Raw genomic sequence first — 13,714 nt, 5'->3', positions numbered from 1 at the left:
CAACTCCGCAGAAATTGCATTTGGCGGGAGGATCGGCGAAGCCGGAGGGCGATGAGTCAGCGTTCCCTCCCTCCGTCCGGCGACCACTGTGCGCTGCTTCACGCCGCCGGCGGCGAGGCGGCGCTGTGCACGCTCGTCGGCATCGATGGCAGCTTCTCGCGCCGGGTCGGCACGCAACTGGCGGTCTCCCGCGACGGGACCCGCGCCGGCGACATGGCCGACAAGTGCCTCGACGACGAGCTGGTCAGCCAGTCGCTCGCCGCGATGGCGGAAGGGCGGCCGCGCCTGCTGCGCTACGGCCGCGGATCGCCGGCGGTGGACTTCCGCCTGCCGTGCGGGTCGGGGCTCGACATCCTGATCGATCCCGCGCCGGACCGGGCAGCGCTGGCCAGTTGCATCGCCGACCTCGATGCGCGCCGCGAGGCGGCTCTGCCGCTTCCTCTGCCCGAGGATGCGGCGCCCGGGCTGCTCGGCGAACGCCGTTACGTTCCCCGGCTGCGCCTGGTGCTGATGGGAGCAGGGATCGAGAGCGCGGCGCTGGTCCGCTTGGCCGCGGCTCAGGGCATTCCGGTCGAGTGGCGCGAGCCGGGGCAGGGGCTCTCGCTGGGCCAGGCGCCGGGCGGCGTGGCCGCCGATGCCTGGACGGCGGTGCTGCTGCTGTTCCACGATCACGAGTGGGAGCATGCCCTGCTCGACTGGGCTCTCGGCACGCCGGCGTTCTACATCGGGGCCCAAGGCGGCGCGCCGGCACGCGAGGAGCGGCTCCGGCGGCTCAGCGCAGCGGGGCACACCGATGCCGAGCTGGCGCGCATCACCAGCCCCGTTGGCCTGATCCCCCGCGCGCGCGACCCCGCGGTGCTGGCGCTGTCCGTGCTTGCCGAGATCGTCGGCGCATACGAGGGGCTCCACCCGCACCGATGAGCGGCCTCGCGATTGCGATCCTCGCTGCCGGCAGCGCCAGCCGCTTCGGCGGCGGCAAGCTGGACGCGGAGCTTGCCGGCAAGCCGCTGGGGCGCTGGGCGCTCGATACTGCGCTGGAGGTCGAGCACGAGCGGCTGGCGGTGGTGGTCGGCGATGCGGTGCCGGAGTTCGCACGGGTGGCCGGGTGCGAGGTGCTGGTGAACGACCGTGCCGGGGAAGGGCTGGGCACCTCTGCCGCGCTGGCGGCGAAGTGGGCTGCCGAGAGCGGCAGCGAGGCGCTACTGATCCTGCTCGCCGACATGCCGCTGGTCTCGCGGGCTACGCTTGGGAGGCTGGCCAGCGCCGCACTCGCGGGGACGCCGGCTTCGGTCCATTATCCCGAAAGGCAGCCCGGGGTGCCTGCCGCCTTCCCGGCGGTGCTGTTTCCCGCGCTGCAGATGCTTTCCGGTGATGTCGGCGCTGCGCGGGTGCTGCGCGGGCGGACGGATGTGATGATGACCGAAACCGCGACGGATGAACTGCTCGATGTCGATCGGCTAGAGGAGCTGGCGGAAGTCGCCGAACTACTCCGCCGATCCCAGCTCCGTTCGTCCTGAGCCTGTCGAAGCTCGCGCGCCCGTGGTTCGACAAGCTCACCACGAACGGAGTGGGTAGGCTCCCCATCCACCCCCGTTCGTCCTGTCATCCACCCCCCGTTCGTCCTGAGCCTGTCGAAGGACGGGAGCGCTGGGCCAGTCGTGGTTCGACAGGCTCACCACGAACGGCGGTGGGTGAGGGCCCCATCCAACGTCCGTTCGTCCTGAGCCAGTCGAAGGACGGGAGCGCTGGGCCAGTCGTGGTTCGACAGGCTCACTACGAACGGGGAAGGGTGAGGGCCCCAACCAACGTCCGTTCGTCATGAGCTTGTCGAAGGACCAGAGGCGCTCCCGTCCGTGGTTCGACAAGCTCACCACGAACGGGGCATCCTGGTTCCTAAGCGAACAGCTTCCGGTCGATCGGCAGGCTCCGCACGCGCTTGCCGGTGAGGGCGTGGAGCGCGTTGGTAAGCGCCGGGACGACCGGCGGGAGGGCCGGTTCGCCGAGGCCGGTCGGCGGGTTGTCGCTCTTGACGAACTCGACGTCGATCGTGGGCGTCACCGGCATGCGCGGCAGCGGATAGTCGTGGAAGTTCGACTGCTGCACCGCGCCGCCTTCGATCTTCACCGCCAGGCCGAGCGCCTGGCCGATGCCGTCGATGATCGAGCCTTCGATCTGGTTGAGCGCGCCGTGCGGGTTGATGATGTGCTTGCCGACGTCGCCCGCAGCCCAGACGTGGTGGACGACCGGCTGGCGGGAGCGGGACAGGCTCGCCTCGACCACTTCCGCGAAATAGCCGTTGTGGCTGAAGTAGAAGCCGAAGCCCTTGGCGCGGCCCTCTGCGGCAGGCGTCGACCAGTCGGCCATCTGCATCGCCTTCTCGATCACGCCGATCGCCCGCTTCGGGCTGAAGCCGGGGCTCTCGCCGCCGAAGCCGCGCTGCATCGGCTCGTCCGGCTTGCCGCGCAGGAGTGACAGCAAGAGGGTCGGCAAGTCGCTGCCCTGCTCCGCCGCCACTTCGTCGAGGAACGACTGGAACACGTATGACAGCGCGTTCGACTGCGGCGCGCGCAGCGCGCCCATCGGCACGCGGCTCTCCATCTGGGAGACCGTGTACTTCAGGTTCGGCACGTAGCCGGCGGGAAAGACCTTCGGGCCCATCTGGGCGAACATCGGGATCTCGCCTTTCGTGGAGAACGTCACGAAGTGATCCTCCAGCCCGGTCAGCTTGCCTTCGGCATCGATCGCCGCGCGGAACTTGTGCCACCCGGCCGGGCGGTAGAAGTCGCTGCGCAGGTCGTCCTCACGGCTCCAGATGAGCTGGATCGGCGTGCCCTTCTTGCGGGCGGCAATAGCCGCCGCCTGGTGCATGAAGTCGTTGGTCAGCCGCCGGCCGAAGCCGCCGCCCATGCGGGTGATGTGGACAGTGACCTTCTCCCCCGGAACGCCCAGCATCTTGGCGACGCCCTGGTGGCCGGACTGCGGCATCTGGGTCGGCGCCCACATCTCCACCGAGCCGTCTTCCTTTACCAGCGCGGTGCAGTTCTGCGGTTCCATCGGCACGTGGGCCAGGAACGGGTAGTGGTATTCGGCCTCGATCACCTTGGCGGCACCGGCGAATGCGGCGGAAACGTCACCTTCCTCGACGATCGTGTCCTTCGGCGGCTCGGCCCACAGCTTCTTCGCCTGGGCGTCGTAATTGGCGCTGCTGTGCGAAGCCCACTCCCCGGTGTCCCAGTCGATCTTGAGCTTCTCGCGCGCCTTGTTTGCGATCCACCAGTTGCCGGCGACGATGGCGACGCCATCGACCAGCTCCGCCGGATTGTCGCCGCCTTCGATCACGAACACGTCTTCGACCCCGGGCACGGCCTTGGCCGCTTCGAGGTCGGCGGAGCGCAAGCGGGCGCCGAACACCGGCGCGCGTTCGAACGCGGCGTACTTCATGCCCGGAAGCTGCGTGTCGACGCCGAAGATCGGCTCCCCGCGCACGATCTTCGGGCTGTCGATCCCGCCGATGGCGCGGCCGATGATGACGAAGTCCTTCTCGTCCTTCAGCGGAACCTTGGCCAGGTCCGGCACCTTCGACTTGGCGGCGGAGGAGGCGACCTGGCCGTAAGTCATCGTGCGGCCGCTCGCCGGATCGGTGATCGTGCTCTTCGAAGTGCGCAGGCCGGCCGGGGCCACGCCCCATTCCAGCGCGGCGGCTTCGAGCAGCATCTGCCGCGCGGCGGCGCCGGCCTGGCGCATCGGCAGCCAATTCATCGGGGTCGACATGCTGCCGCCGGCAAACTGGAAGCCGTACTTGGTCGGGTGGTAATCGGATCCGACGATCTTCACCTGGTCCCAGTCGGCATCGAGTTCCTCGGCGATCAGCATCGGCAGCATCGTCTTGATGCCCTGGCCGATCTCCGGGTTCTTGCTGACGATGGTGATCACGCCGTCAGGCGCGATCGAGACGAAAGCGTTGAGCTCCGCGGCTCCACCGCCGGTTGCCGCCTGGGCCATGCCGGGCAGGGTGACGGACAGGAACAGCCCGCCGCCGGCGAGGGCGCCGGCCTTGAGCAGCGAGCGGCGCGAAAGCTGCGCGGTCTGGGCCAGCTCACGCATCGGCGGACACTCCGTTGGCGGCGACTTCGGCAATCGCGGCGTGGATACGCTTGTAGCAGGCGCAGCGGCAGATGTTGCCGGCCATTGCCGAGGTGATCTCGTCGCTGGCGGGCGAGGGGTTCTTCGCCAGCAGGGCGGTGGCGTTCATCAGCTGACCGGCCTGGCAGTAGCCGCACTGCATCACGTCCGCGTCCAGCCAGGCCTGCTGCAGCGCACGGCCGACAGGGCTTTCGGCCAGGCTCTCGATGGTCGAGACCTGCTTGCCGGCGAGCGAACTGACCGGGGTGGAGCAGGAGCGCGTCGCCACGCCGTCCACATGGACGGTGCAGGCGCCGCAAAGGCCGACGCCGCAGCCGAACTTGGTGCCGACCATGCCTAGCTCGCCGCGCAGGGCCCACAGCAGCGGCATGTCGTCGGGCACGTCGAGTTCGCGAGTCTCGCCGTTGATGGTGAGCTTGGTAGGCATCCGATCCCTCCGGGAAGTGTTTGACAATGTCTACAAGGTTTGGCCGCGCGTGGAAAGCCGCAACGGTCGCTGGTCGCGGCCGATCTCCACGAGGATGTCGGCCCGTGCCGGCAGCTCGGCGAACATGTGCTCGGTAAGGCGCTGGTAATGGGCCAGGAAGCGGTCGAGGGCCGCCTGGTCCATCACCGCCGGCCCGGCGCCGAGCTTCTCTTCCTGCAGCCGCCGGTTGGCGCGGACCGCTTCGAAGTCCCGCACCTCGAGCATGATCAGCAGATCGATTCGCGCGAACAGTTCGGCGTAGTCGGTGGCCAGGCGGCGGTTGACTTCGCGGCGCCAGGTGCCGTCGGGGTCTTCGTCGCGCTCCAGGCCATTGAGCGGCTCGCCCAGGGCATAGGACGGCTGCGGTGCAGCTCCGATGCACCAGCCTTCGAACAGCACGACGTCGACCGGGCCCGGGACGTGGCGGCTGGCCGAGTCGCGATCGTCGGCGGCCTTGTCGAAGCGCGGAAGATCCGCTGGTTCGCCCGCCAGCAGCCGGTCGAGCACCGCCATGCCGAGCGGCACGTCGTGGGTGCCGGGCACGCCACGAGTGGCGAACAGGGGGTGGACGCTCGCCGCCAGGGCCCGGCGCTCAGCGCGGGTGAGGTAGAGGTCGTCGAGCGAGAGCGTGACGGCCACGAGGCCTCGCTCCCCAAGCAGCACCTCCAGGAAGCGGCACACCGTGGACTTGCCGCTGCCCTGCGCGCCGTTGATGCCGACGAGGAGCGGGCGCTTGCCGTCCTTCCGCCGGGCGATCTCTTCCGCCAGCGGCCGCCAGTACTGCTCGACCACCTCGGCATAGTCGTCCGGCAGCCGCTCGGCTTCGATCAGCGCCCCAATTGACTCGCTGCTCATGCCACGCGGTCGGGAAGCGGCTCGCCTTCGGCCCAGGCGATCACGTTCGCCAGCGCGCGCTCGCCCATCGCGGTGCGCGTCTCGCGCGTCGCGCTGCCGAGGTGCGGCAGGAGGACCACGTTCTCCAGTCCGAGCAGTTCCTGCGGCACTTGCGGCTCTGCCGGATAGACGTCGAGCCCAGCGCCGGCGATCCGTCCTTCGCGCAGGGCCGCCGCCAGCGCCGCGTGATCGACGATCCCGCCGCGCGCGGTGTTGATCAGGTATGCGCCGGGTTTCATCGCCGCGAGCGCCGCATCGCCGATGAGGTTCTCGGTCTCGCCGCCGCCGGGCACGTGGAGCGAGACGACATCCGATGCCCCGAGCAGAGCGGTCAGGTCCGGGTAGAACTCGGCGCCCAGCTCGCGCGCAATCTCGGGATCCGTTTCGCGGCGGGCGTAGTACGCGATCTTCATGCCGAAGCCGTGGTGCGCTCGCCGCGCGGTGGCGATGCCGATCCGACCGAAGCCGACGAGGCCGAGCACTTTGTCCTTCAGCGAGGAGCCGAGCAGGTGCGTCGGCCGCCAGCCGGACCAGGCGCCGGCGCGCAGCTCTCGCTCGCCTTCGCCGGCGCGGCGGGCGGCCATCAGGATCAGCGTCAGGGCGATGTCGGCGGTCGCGTCGGTCAGCACGCCGGGCGTGTTGGTGACGGCGATGCCTTTGGCTTTGGCTGCACCCACGGCGATATGGTCGAAGCCGACGCCGTAGTTGGCGATCAGCTTCACCCGGTCGCCACCGCGGATCACCTCGGCGTCGATCCGGTCCGACACGGTCGGGCAGAGCACGTCATACTCGGCCATCGCAGCGGCCAGTTCGGCCTGGCTCAGCGGGCGGTCAGCTTCGTTGAACGTCACGTCGAACCGCTCGGCGAGCTGGCGTTCGACCGCCTCCGGCCAGCGCCGGGTGACGAGGACTCTCGGGCGCGCCACGTCAGGCCTTCTTCGTGATCTTCTGGGTCTCTGCCTGGGTCGAGGCAGGGCCGGTGTTCCGCTTGAAGATGCCGCCGCCGGCGGCCTGCGGCTTCATGAACAAGTCGGGATCGCCTTCGCGCTGCTCGAGGCCGTAGAGCTCCTGCAGGCCGGGGTGACGGCCGAGGCCGCCGAACAGGTCGCGGCAGCGTTCGATCCAGTCGCGCAGCGGGTCTTCCGGCGAAAGCGGCGGCGTCCGCGCGACGGAGGCGAGCCACAGGATCGAGCCGAGGATGCGGTAATCGGCGTAGTTCGGCTCGCTGCCGCCGAGCCACTCATGCTCGCGCAGCGCCAGGCGCAGCGGCTCCAGGCTGGCGGAGATCGCCGGCAGGCGGTTCTCGCGGCCTTGCTGCATCTCCTCCAGCTTCTTGCCGAGCATCACCTCGCGGCTGGTGGTGACGTATTCCTGATCCTGCGGCAGCGAGAGATCGCGGTAGTCGGCGCAGAAGCAGCGCATCCACGGCCCGGTGGCCGCGCCCCAGAACCAGGCGTCGAGCGCGCGCGTGAGGGCGGCGATGCTCTCGTGCGGGATCAGCAGCGGCCGGTCGGGGTACTTGCGGTCGAGGTATTCGACGATGCCCCAGCTATCGAGCACCCATTCGCCGTCGTCGACGATGGCCGGCAGGCGCTCGGTCTTGCCGCCGGTGCGCTCCATGATCCCGGTGAAGCCGCCGTCCACCACGTCGAGTTCGAAGCCCTTGTGCTTCACGGCGTACTTGGTCGCCCAGACGAACGGGCTGATCGTGCAACCGCTGGCGAGTTGCAGGTCGTAGAAGGTGATGGTGTTGTTCGTTGCCACCGTGGGAGGCTCCTCTCGAGATCGATTTTGTTCGATTGCTATGGGTTGGGCGAGCAAAAGGAAAGTGCCGGGTGCACTGGCGAGCCGCTTTCGGCTGACTTACACCAAGGCCATGGCCGAAATCGCATCCGTTTCGCTCGCCCACCCGCTGGAGGAGTTCGCCCGCGAGCTGGGCGATTCCTTCGAGGAGTTCGGCTTCGCCATCGTGCGCGACCACGGCATTCCGGCGGACTTGATCGGGCAGGCGGAGGCGGCCTCGCGCGCCTTCTTCGCGCTGCCGGACGGCGTAAAGCGGCGCTACCATCTCGCGGGGCAGGGCGGGGCCCGGGGCTATACGCCGTTCGGCACCGAGCGGGCCAAAGGGGCCGCGGTGCAGGACCTCAAGGAGTTCTGGCACATCGGCCGCACTTTGCCGCGGGGCGATCCATTGGAGCGGTTTATGCCGCCCAATATATGGCCCGACGAGGTGTCGGACTTTCGCGGAACGTTCGAAACGTTGTTCGGCACCTTCGAGGAGAGTGGCGGTCGGATCCTCTCGGCCATCGCGATCTATCTCGGGCTGGAACGGGACTTCTTCGCGCCGACGGTCGATCAGGGCAATTCCGTGCTCCGGCTGCTGCACTATCCGCCGGTACAGCCCGGAGCCGAAGGTGCCGTGCGCGCCGCGGCCCATGAGGACATCAACGCCATCACCCTCCTCCTCGGAGCCGAGGAGGCGGGGCTCGAACTGCTGGCGAAGGACGGGCGCTGGCTGCCGGTCTCTCCGCCGCCGGGCGCACTGGCGGTCAATATCGGCGACATGCTCCAGCGGCTCACCGGCCGGCGCTTGCGCTCCACCACACACAGGGTGGTCAATCCGGCGGGCGAGGCGGCGCGGCGTTCGCGTTACTCGATGCCGTTCTTCCTGCATTTCCGGCCCGATTTCCTCATCGAGCCGATGTACGGGAGCGGCGGGGAGCCGATCACCGCGCACGATTATCTCCAGCAGCGCCTGCGGGAGATCAACCTGGCCTAAGATCCTCCCCGTGCCGGGGAGGATTTTAGTGGCCGAGCTTGGCTTCCTCGAGCTTGACCATGCGCCACAGGGTTTCGGTGACGGGCACCGCCACTCCCGCTTCGCGGGCCGCGAGGACGATCGCGCCGTTGATGGCGTCGACTTCGGTGCGGCGGCCGGCTTTCACGTCCTGCAGCATCGAGGCTTCGTGATCGGCATGGTCGGTGACGGAGACCACGGTCAGATCGTGAATCGGCTGCGGGTCGACCGCCACGCCGCTTGCGTTGGCCGTGGCCGCGCCTTCCTCCACGACAGCGCGGATCATCGCCTTGCTTTCCTCGTGCGCGCCGAGGAAGCCGGGGGTGCGGCGGGTGAGGGCGCAGAGGGGGTTCATGGCGGCGTTGAAGATCGCCTTGGACCAGACCGCGGTGTGGATCTCCGGCTCCAGCGAGGCGGACAGGTCGCCCTCGGTCAGCAGATCGGCGATGCGGCGGGCAAACTCCGGGTCGGCGCCGAAGGCCGGATAGAGCTTCGTCCCGCCTTCGCCGTGGCTGCGCACTTTGCCCGGCCCGACCAGATCGGCGGGCAGCGAGCTGACGCCCACGAGCACGCGGTCCGGGGCGGCGTGTTTCGCCAGCCGCGCATCGTTGCCGAGGCCGTTCTGCAGGCTGAGGAGGTGCGTCTCGGGCCCGATCGCCTGGGCGATCCCCTGCAGGGCCGTGTCGGTGTGGAACGTCTTGGTGAACACCACTACGAGATCGGCGACATTGGGCACCTGCTCGGGCAATCGTGCGGGGATCGGCAGCAGTTCCGTGCCGGAGCGGCGCTCGAGCTCCAGCCCTCTCGCGTTGATCGCCTCCACGTGTTCGCGGTTGACGTCGACGAGGGTCACGGCGCAGCCGGCGCGGTGCAGGGCGGCGCCGTAGAGACAGCCCATCGCGCCGGAGCCCAGGATCAGAACGTTCATTGCGCGGCATCCTCCAGGAAGCCGCTGCCGAGCAGCAGCAGCAATTTGACGTCGATGGCGTTGCCGCGCGCGCGGTGCTCGGCCACCGTCTCCGCGACACGGTCAAGCGGGACGCGCAGGACCACGATATCCTCGTGCTCGGTCCCGCCGCCATGGCCGACCTGGCTGAGGCCGGTGGCCTTCACCAGCGTGAAGCTCTCGCTGAGCATGCCGGGGGAGGAGCAGAACTCGCCTAGCTCTTCCCACTGGGCTGCGCGGTAGCCGGTTTCCTCTTCAAGCTCGCGGATGGCGCTTTCCAGAGCGTTCTCGCCTTCGGTCTCGTCACCGATCAGCCCGGCCGGAAACTCGAGGCAGAACCTGCCCAGGGGCACGCGGTACTGCTCGACCAGGATCACCTCGCCGGCGTCGATCGCCAGGATCACGGCAGCGCGCATGCCCCCCGGCCGGCCGGCATATTCCCAGCGGCCGCGGCGCTTGGCTTCGACGAACTTGCCGGCCCATTCGGTCTGTTCGGGGGCATCGGCATCGGGGGGGAGGGGGCGTTCTGACACGCCCGGGTTCATAGCTCGATCAGCCGGTCTGGCAACTCGTTGATGTCGTCCTCGGCGCGCGGAAAGTGTTCGGCGAGGACCGCCCCCACGCGCTCCACGGCGGCGATCATCCCCTCGGCGAGGCGGCCCTGCTTCAGCTCCGCCAGCATTGCTGCCATCGCCTCGCCCCAGACCTCGTCATCGACTTTCGTCACGATCGCCTCGTCCGCGACGATCTCGGCACGGTGTTCCCGCATCGAGAGATAGATGAGGATACCGGTGCGGCCGTGCGTGCGCCGCTCGGCGCCGACCTTGAACAGGTCGATCGCGCGGCCGAGGGCCCGGCGGGTCTTGATCGTGCCGGGGATCAGCGCGAACTTGAGCGGGGGCCAAAGCTGGATCGCCCAGGCCGCGGCGAACTTCAGGATGCCGACCGCCAGCGCCAGGCTGAAAACCTGCTGCGGCGTCCACTCGTGGTTCCACCCGCCGAGCATGCGGTCGACCACACTGAGGTAGAAGTCCGGGAAGAAGGCCAGGAAGGCGATCGCGGTGAAAGCGACGATCGCCGCCCACGCAAGCGCGACATCGCTGTACCCGTCCGAACGGTCGGCCACGACGGTGACGATCTCGCCGGCCGTCTGCGCCTCCGCGCGGGCTACCGCATCGCTGACCGCCTTGTGTTCGGCTTCGCTGAGATAGGCCATTACCAGCTCCCCGATGCGCCGCCGCCGCCGAAGCTGCCGCCTCCGCCGCCGAAGCCGCCGCCACCGAAGCCGCCGCCCCCGCCGAAGCCGCCACCGCCGCCCCGGCCGCCGCTCATGGCCGCGTTGATCGCGCTCCACAGGATCACGTCGCCGACGACGCCGGCCGCCCCGGCCGCGCCGCCCCGGCGATAGCGCCGGCCGCCGACGCGGCGCAGCATCGGCAGGACCACGAAGAAGAACAGCAGGGCCATCCAGATGAATGCGCCGGCGGGGAAGCCGCCGCGGCTTTCGGCGCGGCGCTCGGTCGCCTGCGCGGCGATCGCCTGCGCCTCTTCCGGCGGGAGCTCGAGGTGCTGGATGATGCGCTCGGCCCCGGCAACGATGCCGCCGGGCATGTCGCCTTCGCGGAAGCGCGGCAGGATGTCCTGCTCGATCACGTCGTAGGCCAGGCCGTCGGGCATGATCGCTTCGAGCCCGTAGCCGACTTCGATCCGCACTTTGCGCTCATTGGGCGCTACCAGGAGGATGATGCCGTCGTTGTTCTCGGCATCGCCCAGGCCCCAGTGGCGCCCGAGCTGATAGCCGTAGTCGGAGATCTCGTTGCCCTCTAGGCTGGGCACCGTGGCGACGACGAACTGCCGCTGGTTGGCTTCCTCGAACGCGTCGAGCCGGGCGGTGAGCTGCGCCTCCGTCGCGGGATCGAGGATGTTCGCCGCGTCGACCACGGGTGACGTGCCGCGGTCGGGAAACTGCGGCTGGGCGCTCGCCGCGCTGCCGGCAAGCGACAGGCAGAGAGCGCCCAGCAAGGCGATCAGGCGGGGCAATGCGCCCATCTGCCGATCAGTTGGCTGCTGCGGCGGGAGTGGCCGCCGGAGCAGGAGCGGGGGCATTGTCGTTGGCGCCGGCCGGCGCGGCGCCGTTGTTGCCCGGGCGCATGTCCAGCGTCGGAGCGACTTCAGCGCCCGGTGTCACTGCTTCGTAGGGCGTCAGCGGATCGGCGCCGTAGATGATGTTGGCGGCGATGATCGAGGGGAAGGTGCGGATCTCGGTGTTATACTGGCGCACCGCCTCGTTGTAGTCGCGGATGGCCACGCGGATGCGGTTCTCGCTGCCTTCGAGCTGGGTCATGAAGCGGCCGAAGTTCTCCTGGCTGCGGAGCTGGGGATACTGTTCGACCGACACGAGCAGGCGGCTGAGCGCGCTGCCGAGCTGGTTCTGCGCCTGCTGGTAGCGCTGGACGGCGGCCGGATCGTCGAGATCCTCGGCGCTGATCTGCACTTCGGGCCGAGTGGCGGAGGCGCGCGCCTGGATCACGTCGTTGAGCGTCTGGCGCTCCTGCTCCGCCGAGGAGAGGACGATTTCCTGCAGGTTGGGGATCAGGTTCGCCCGCTCCTGGAACGCGGCCTGGACGTCGGCCCACTTGGCCTTGGCGGCTTCCTCCGCCGTCGGGACCGAGTTGACCCCGCAGGCGGACAGCGCGGCGGCGCCGGCGATTGCCACGGCAAACCGTACGAGGCGGGTAGCAAGGGACATGGACATCTGCGGACCTCCCAGAGAATGGTGTATTGCCTAGATAGCACGCTTCACGGGCGGTTCAAGCGAACGTCTTGTGAGGCGGGCGCGGCGGTGGCAACGGTTGCGCCATCAAGAGTTGAGGAGCGGCTGTGTTCCAGGAATTCAGGAAATTCATCGCGCGCGGCAACGTGCTCGATCTGGCGGTCGGGGTGATCATCGGCGCGGCGTTCGGCCGCATCGTCACCTCGTTGACCGAAAGCATCATCATGCCGCTGATCGCGGCGGTGTTCGGCGATGTGGATTTCTCCAACTATTTCATCCGCCTCGGGCCGGTGCCGAAGGACTTCTCGGGGAACGCCACCAATTTCGCCGAACTCAAGGCGGCCGGGGTGCCGGTTCTCGGGTACGGCGATTTCCTGACCCAACTGGTGGATTTCCTGATCATCGCCGCCGCGCTGTTCCTGCTGCTCAAGACGGTCAACCGCGTGCTCGACGAGATGCAGGAACGGCAGAAATCGACCGCCGACAGCTCGAAAAGCCCGGAACTGCCGACCGATCCCCAACTCGACGTGCTCAAGCAGATCCTGGCGGAGCTGAAGAAGGGCGAGAGGCCGGGGACGTGAGGCCCTGGGAGGCGCCACCGCTCGCCTCCGCCAGAACCTCGCCTGCGGCGGAATGGATCCTGAAACAAGTTCAGGATGACGAGGGTTTTTGTTCGGTATGACGTTGTTCTGCGACGGAGAATTCTCGGCCTGCCCTATCCCTCATCGGCCCCCCATCACCTCATTGTCACCCTGAACTCGTTTCAGGGTCCATGTGGCAGGCCGGCGAAGGCGTCTGCTGGCACGCACCGACAGCGCACCTCGCTATTCCCCTCAGGGAGGATCGTGAAACCGCTCACTTCACATTAAGCTGCGCTTGCCTATATAGGGCTCTGCCGGTCTCGGCCGGCTATGGCGATAAAATGCGGTGTGCAATAGGCACAGCGGACCCGGGGGCAGTACCCGGCGGCTCCACCACAAAGCTCGGTTCGCCGAGGTTCGTGACGGGGCCGAACCAGGATCGACGTGTGTTGAAAGGCATCGTTTTCGCTCGGGCTGAGTAACCCGTTAAAGGCTCAAAAACCCACAAGTGCCAATGATAATGAAGCACTTGCTCTCGCTGCGTAACCTGACGGCCTAACGGCCTGACATTACAAAGCTAGAGCACGGTTCGGACCGAACCGGGTAACAGAATCGGAAACCGGGGGCCCGGGGGAGCCTAGCAACAGAATCCCCCACCTAATCCTCTACATCTCCGTCATGCTGGGCGTCTTGCGCGCCCCTTCCTCCGCACGCGCTGGTGCTACCACCGCAGGCTCATTGCCCGGCTGCTACATGGACCCTGAAACAAGTTCAGGGTGACGAGAAGGGGTGGGACAGCATGCAAGAAGTCGTCATCCTGAACTTGTTTCAGGATCCATCTCTCGGCGCAGGCGTGAGGGCGGCTGGGGAGTCGTGACGCCTCACCGGCCCATCCGTGCACGGCTGCCAGATGGACCCTGAAACGAGTTCAGGGCGACGATGATAGGTGCGCAGTTACGGCTGATGGCCGCCGTCATCCCACGGAACCGCCATCCGGAGCAAACCCGCCATCACGCGAAAACCCGCCATCCCGCGAGGGCCCGTCATCCGCGAAGGCCCGTCATCCGCGAAGGCCCGTCATCCGCGAAGGCCCGTCATCCGCGAAGGCCCGTCA

Annotated in this window: 14 protein-coding genes and 1 other RNA gene; 5 read left to right on the top strand and 10 right to left on the bottom strand. The window is 68.3% G+C overall.

Annotated features, from left to right (window positions below; translation table 11 throughout):
- Window positions 1-51: 51 nt before the first annotated feature.
- Both GRI75_RS07765 and GRI75_RS07760 read left to right on the top strand, forming a co-directional pair.
- The gene (locus GRI75_RS07765; RefSeq protein ID WP_160746407.1) at window positions 52-921 is read left to right on the top strand and encodes an XdhC family protein; all 870 of its coding nucleotides are present in this window, start codon (window positions 52-54) and stop codon (window positions 919-921) included.
- Entirely contained in the window at window positions 918-1,517 is a 600-nt protein-coding gene (locus GRI75_RS07760; protein WP_160746406.1) for a nucleotidyltransferase family protein, read from the top strand. Before GRI75_RS07765 ends, GRI75_RS07760 begins: the two co-directional genes overlap by 4 nt.
- A 376-nt stretch (window positions 1,518-1,893) precedes the next feature.
- On the opposite strand, the gene GRI75_RS07755 is transcribed toward GRI75_RS07760, so the two are convergent.
- The 5 genes from GRI75_RS07755 to GRI75_RS07735 are packed head-to-tail and all read right to left on the bottom strand — an operon-like array spanning window position 1,894 to window position 7,267.
- Window positions 1,894-4,104 carry a xanthine dehydrogenase family protein molybdopterin-binding subunit gene (locus tag GRI75_RS07755; protein ID WP_160746405.1) on the bottom strand — a complete coding sequence of 737 codons (2,211 nt, stop codon included), beginning with the start codon at window positions 4,102-4,104 and terminating at the stop codon, window positions 1,894-1,896.
- Window positions 4,097-4,570 (bottom strand): (2Fe-2S)-binding protein, encoded by a 474-nt coding sequence (locus tag GRI75_RS07750; RefSeq protein ID WP_160746404.1) that lies wholly within the window; start codon window positions 4,568-4,570, stop codon window positions 4,097-4,099. Before GRI75_RS07750 ends, GRI75_RS07755 begins: the two co-directional genes overlap by 8 nt.
- A gap of 30 nt (window positions 4,571-4,600) precedes the next feature.
- Complete coding sequence (locus tag GRI75_RS07745) at window positions 4,601-5,464, bottom strand: kinase (RefSeq protein WP_160746403.1); 864 nt, start codon at window positions 5,462-5,464, stop codon at window positions 4,601-4,603.
- The gene (locus GRI75_RS07740; RefSeq protein WP_160746402.1) at window positions 5,461-6,429 is read right to left on the bottom strand and encodes a 2-hydroxyacid dehydrogenase; all 969 of its coding nucleotides are present in this window, start codon (window positions 6,427-6,429) and stop codon (window positions 5,461-5,463) included. The genes GRI75_RS07745 and GRI75_RS07740 overlap by 4 nt, the downstream gene beginning before the upstream one ends.
- A gap of 1 nt (window position 6,430) precedes the next feature.
- A complete protein-coding gene (locus tag GRI75_RS07735; RefSeq protein ID WP_160746401.1) occupies window positions 6,431-7,267 on the bottom strand; it encodes a beta-etherase in 837 nt (278 codons plus the stop codon).
- Window positions 7,268-7,379: 112 nt separating this feature from the next.
- On the opposite strand from GRI75_RS07735, the gene GRI75_RS07730 reads away from it, so the two are divergent.
- Entirely contained in the window at window positions 7,380-8,282 is a 903-nt protein-coding gene (locus tag GRI75_RS07730; RefSeq protein WP_160746400.1) for an isopenicillin N synthase family dioxygenase, read from the top strand.
- Window positions 8,283-8,307: 25 nt separating this feature from the next.
- Here GRI75_RS07730 and GRI75_RS07725 read toward each other — a convergent pair whose 3' ends face one another.
- The 5 genes from GRI75_RS07725 to GRI75_RS07705 are packed head-to-tail and all read right to left on the bottom strand — an operon-like array spanning window position 8,308 to window position 11,995.
- A complete protein-coding gene (locus GRI75_RS07725) occupies window positions 8,308-9,228 on the bottom strand; it encodes a ketopantoate reductase family protein (protein WP_160746399.1) in 921 nt (306 codons plus the stop codon).
- Entirely contained in the window at window positions 9,225-9,779 is a 555-nt protein-coding gene (locus tag GRI75_RS07720; protein WP_328597949.1) for an NUDIX hydrolase, read from the bottom strand. Before GRI75_RS07720 ends, GRI75_RS07725 begins: the two co-directional genes overlap by 4 nt.
- A gap of 8 nt (window positions 9,780-9,787) precedes the next feature.
- Window positions 9,788-10,462 carry a TPM domain-containing protein gene (locus GRI75_RS07715; protein ID WP_160746397.1) on the bottom strand — a complete coding sequence of 225 codons (675 nt, stop codon included), beginning with the start codon at window positions 10,460-10,462 and terminating at the stop codon, window positions 9,788-9,790.
- Entirely contained in the window at window positions 10,462-11,295 is an 834-nt protein-coding gene (locus GRI75_RS07710) for a TPM domain-containing protein (protein ID WP_160746396.1), read from the bottom strand. The genes GRI75_RS07715 and GRI75_RS07710 overlap by 1 nt, the downstream gene beginning before the upstream one ends.
- Before the next feature lie 7 nt (window positions 11,296-11,302).
- Window positions 11,303-11,995, bottom strand: a complete 693-nt coding sequence (locus GRI75_RS07705; protein WP_160746720.1) for a LemA family protein — start codon at window positions 11,993-11,995, stop codon at window positions 11,303-11,305.
- Window positions 11,996-12,126: 131 nt separating this feature from the next.
- On the opposite strand from GRI75_RS07705, the gene mscL reads away from it, so the two are divergent.
- On the top strand, window positions 12,127-12,600 hold the full coding sequence (gene mscL, locus GRI75_RS07700) for a large conductance mechanosensitive channel protein MscL (protein ID WP_160746395.1): 474 nt from the start codon (window positions 12,127-12,129) through the stop codon (window positions 12,598-12,600).
- 274 nt (window positions 12,601-12,874) lie between these two features.
- Window positions 12,875-13,221: a transfer-messenger RNA gene (ssrA, locus tag GRI75_RS07695) on the top strand.
- Window positions 13,222-13,714: the final 493 nt, after the last annotated feature.

This window comes from Croceibacterium soli, assembly GCF_009828065.1.
Classification (GTDB): domain Bacteria; phylum Pseudomonadota; class Alphaproteobacteria; order Sphingomonadales; family Sphingomonadaceae; genus Croceibacterium_B; species Croceibacterium_B soli.
The sequence above is the reverse complement of the archived record's forward strand: the minus strand, read 5'-3'. Positions and strand labels throughout refer to the sequence as shown.

What these genes read in the sequence shown, in the direction of transcription:
- GRI75_RS07705 (WP_160746720.1), bottom strand. Translation starts at nt 11,995, where the DNA reads ATGTCCCTTGCTACCCGCCTCGTACGGTTTGCCGTGGCAATCGCCGGC.
- GRI75_RS07760 (WP_160746406.1), top strand. Translation starts at nt 918, where the DNA reads ATGAGCGGCCTCGCGATTGCGATCCTCGCTGCCGGCAGCGCCAGCCGC.
- GRI75_RS07710 (WP_160746396.1), bottom strand. Translation starts at nt 11,295, where the DNA reads ATGGGCGCATTGCCCCGCCTGATCGCCTTGCTGGGCGCTCTCTGCCTG.
- GRI75_RS07755 (WP_160746405.1), bottom strand. Translation starts at nt 4,104, where the DNA reads ATGCGTGAGCTGGCCCAGACCGCGCAGCTTTCGCGCCGCTCGCTGCTC.
- GRI75_RS07750 (WP_160746404.1), bottom strand. Translation starts at nt 4,570, where the DNA reads ATGCCTACCAAGCTCACCATCAACGGCGAGACTCGCGAACTCGACGTG.
- GRI75_RS07765 (WP_160746407.1), top strand. Translation starts at nt 52, where the DNA reads ATGAGTCAGCGTTCCCTCCCTCCGTCCGGCGACCACTGTGCGCTGCTT.
- GRI75_RS07745 (WP_160746403.1), bottom strand. Translation starts at nt 5,464, where the DNA reads ATGAGCAGCGAGTCAATTGGGGCGCTGATCGAAGCCGAGCGGCTGCCG.
- GRI75_RS07715 (WP_160746397.1), bottom strand. Translation starts at nt 10,462, where the DNA reads ATGGCCTATCTCAGCGAAGCCGAACACAAGGCGGTCAGCGATGCGGTA.
- GRI75_RS07730 (WP_160746400.1), top strand. Translation starts at nt 7,380, where the DNA reads ATGGCCGAAATCGCATCCGTTTCGCTCGCCCACCCGCTGGAGGAGTTC.
- GRI75_RS07725 (WP_160746399.1), bottom strand. Translation starts at nt 9,228, where the DNA reads ATGAACGTTCTGATCCTGGGCTCCGGCGCGATGGGCTGTCTCTACGGC.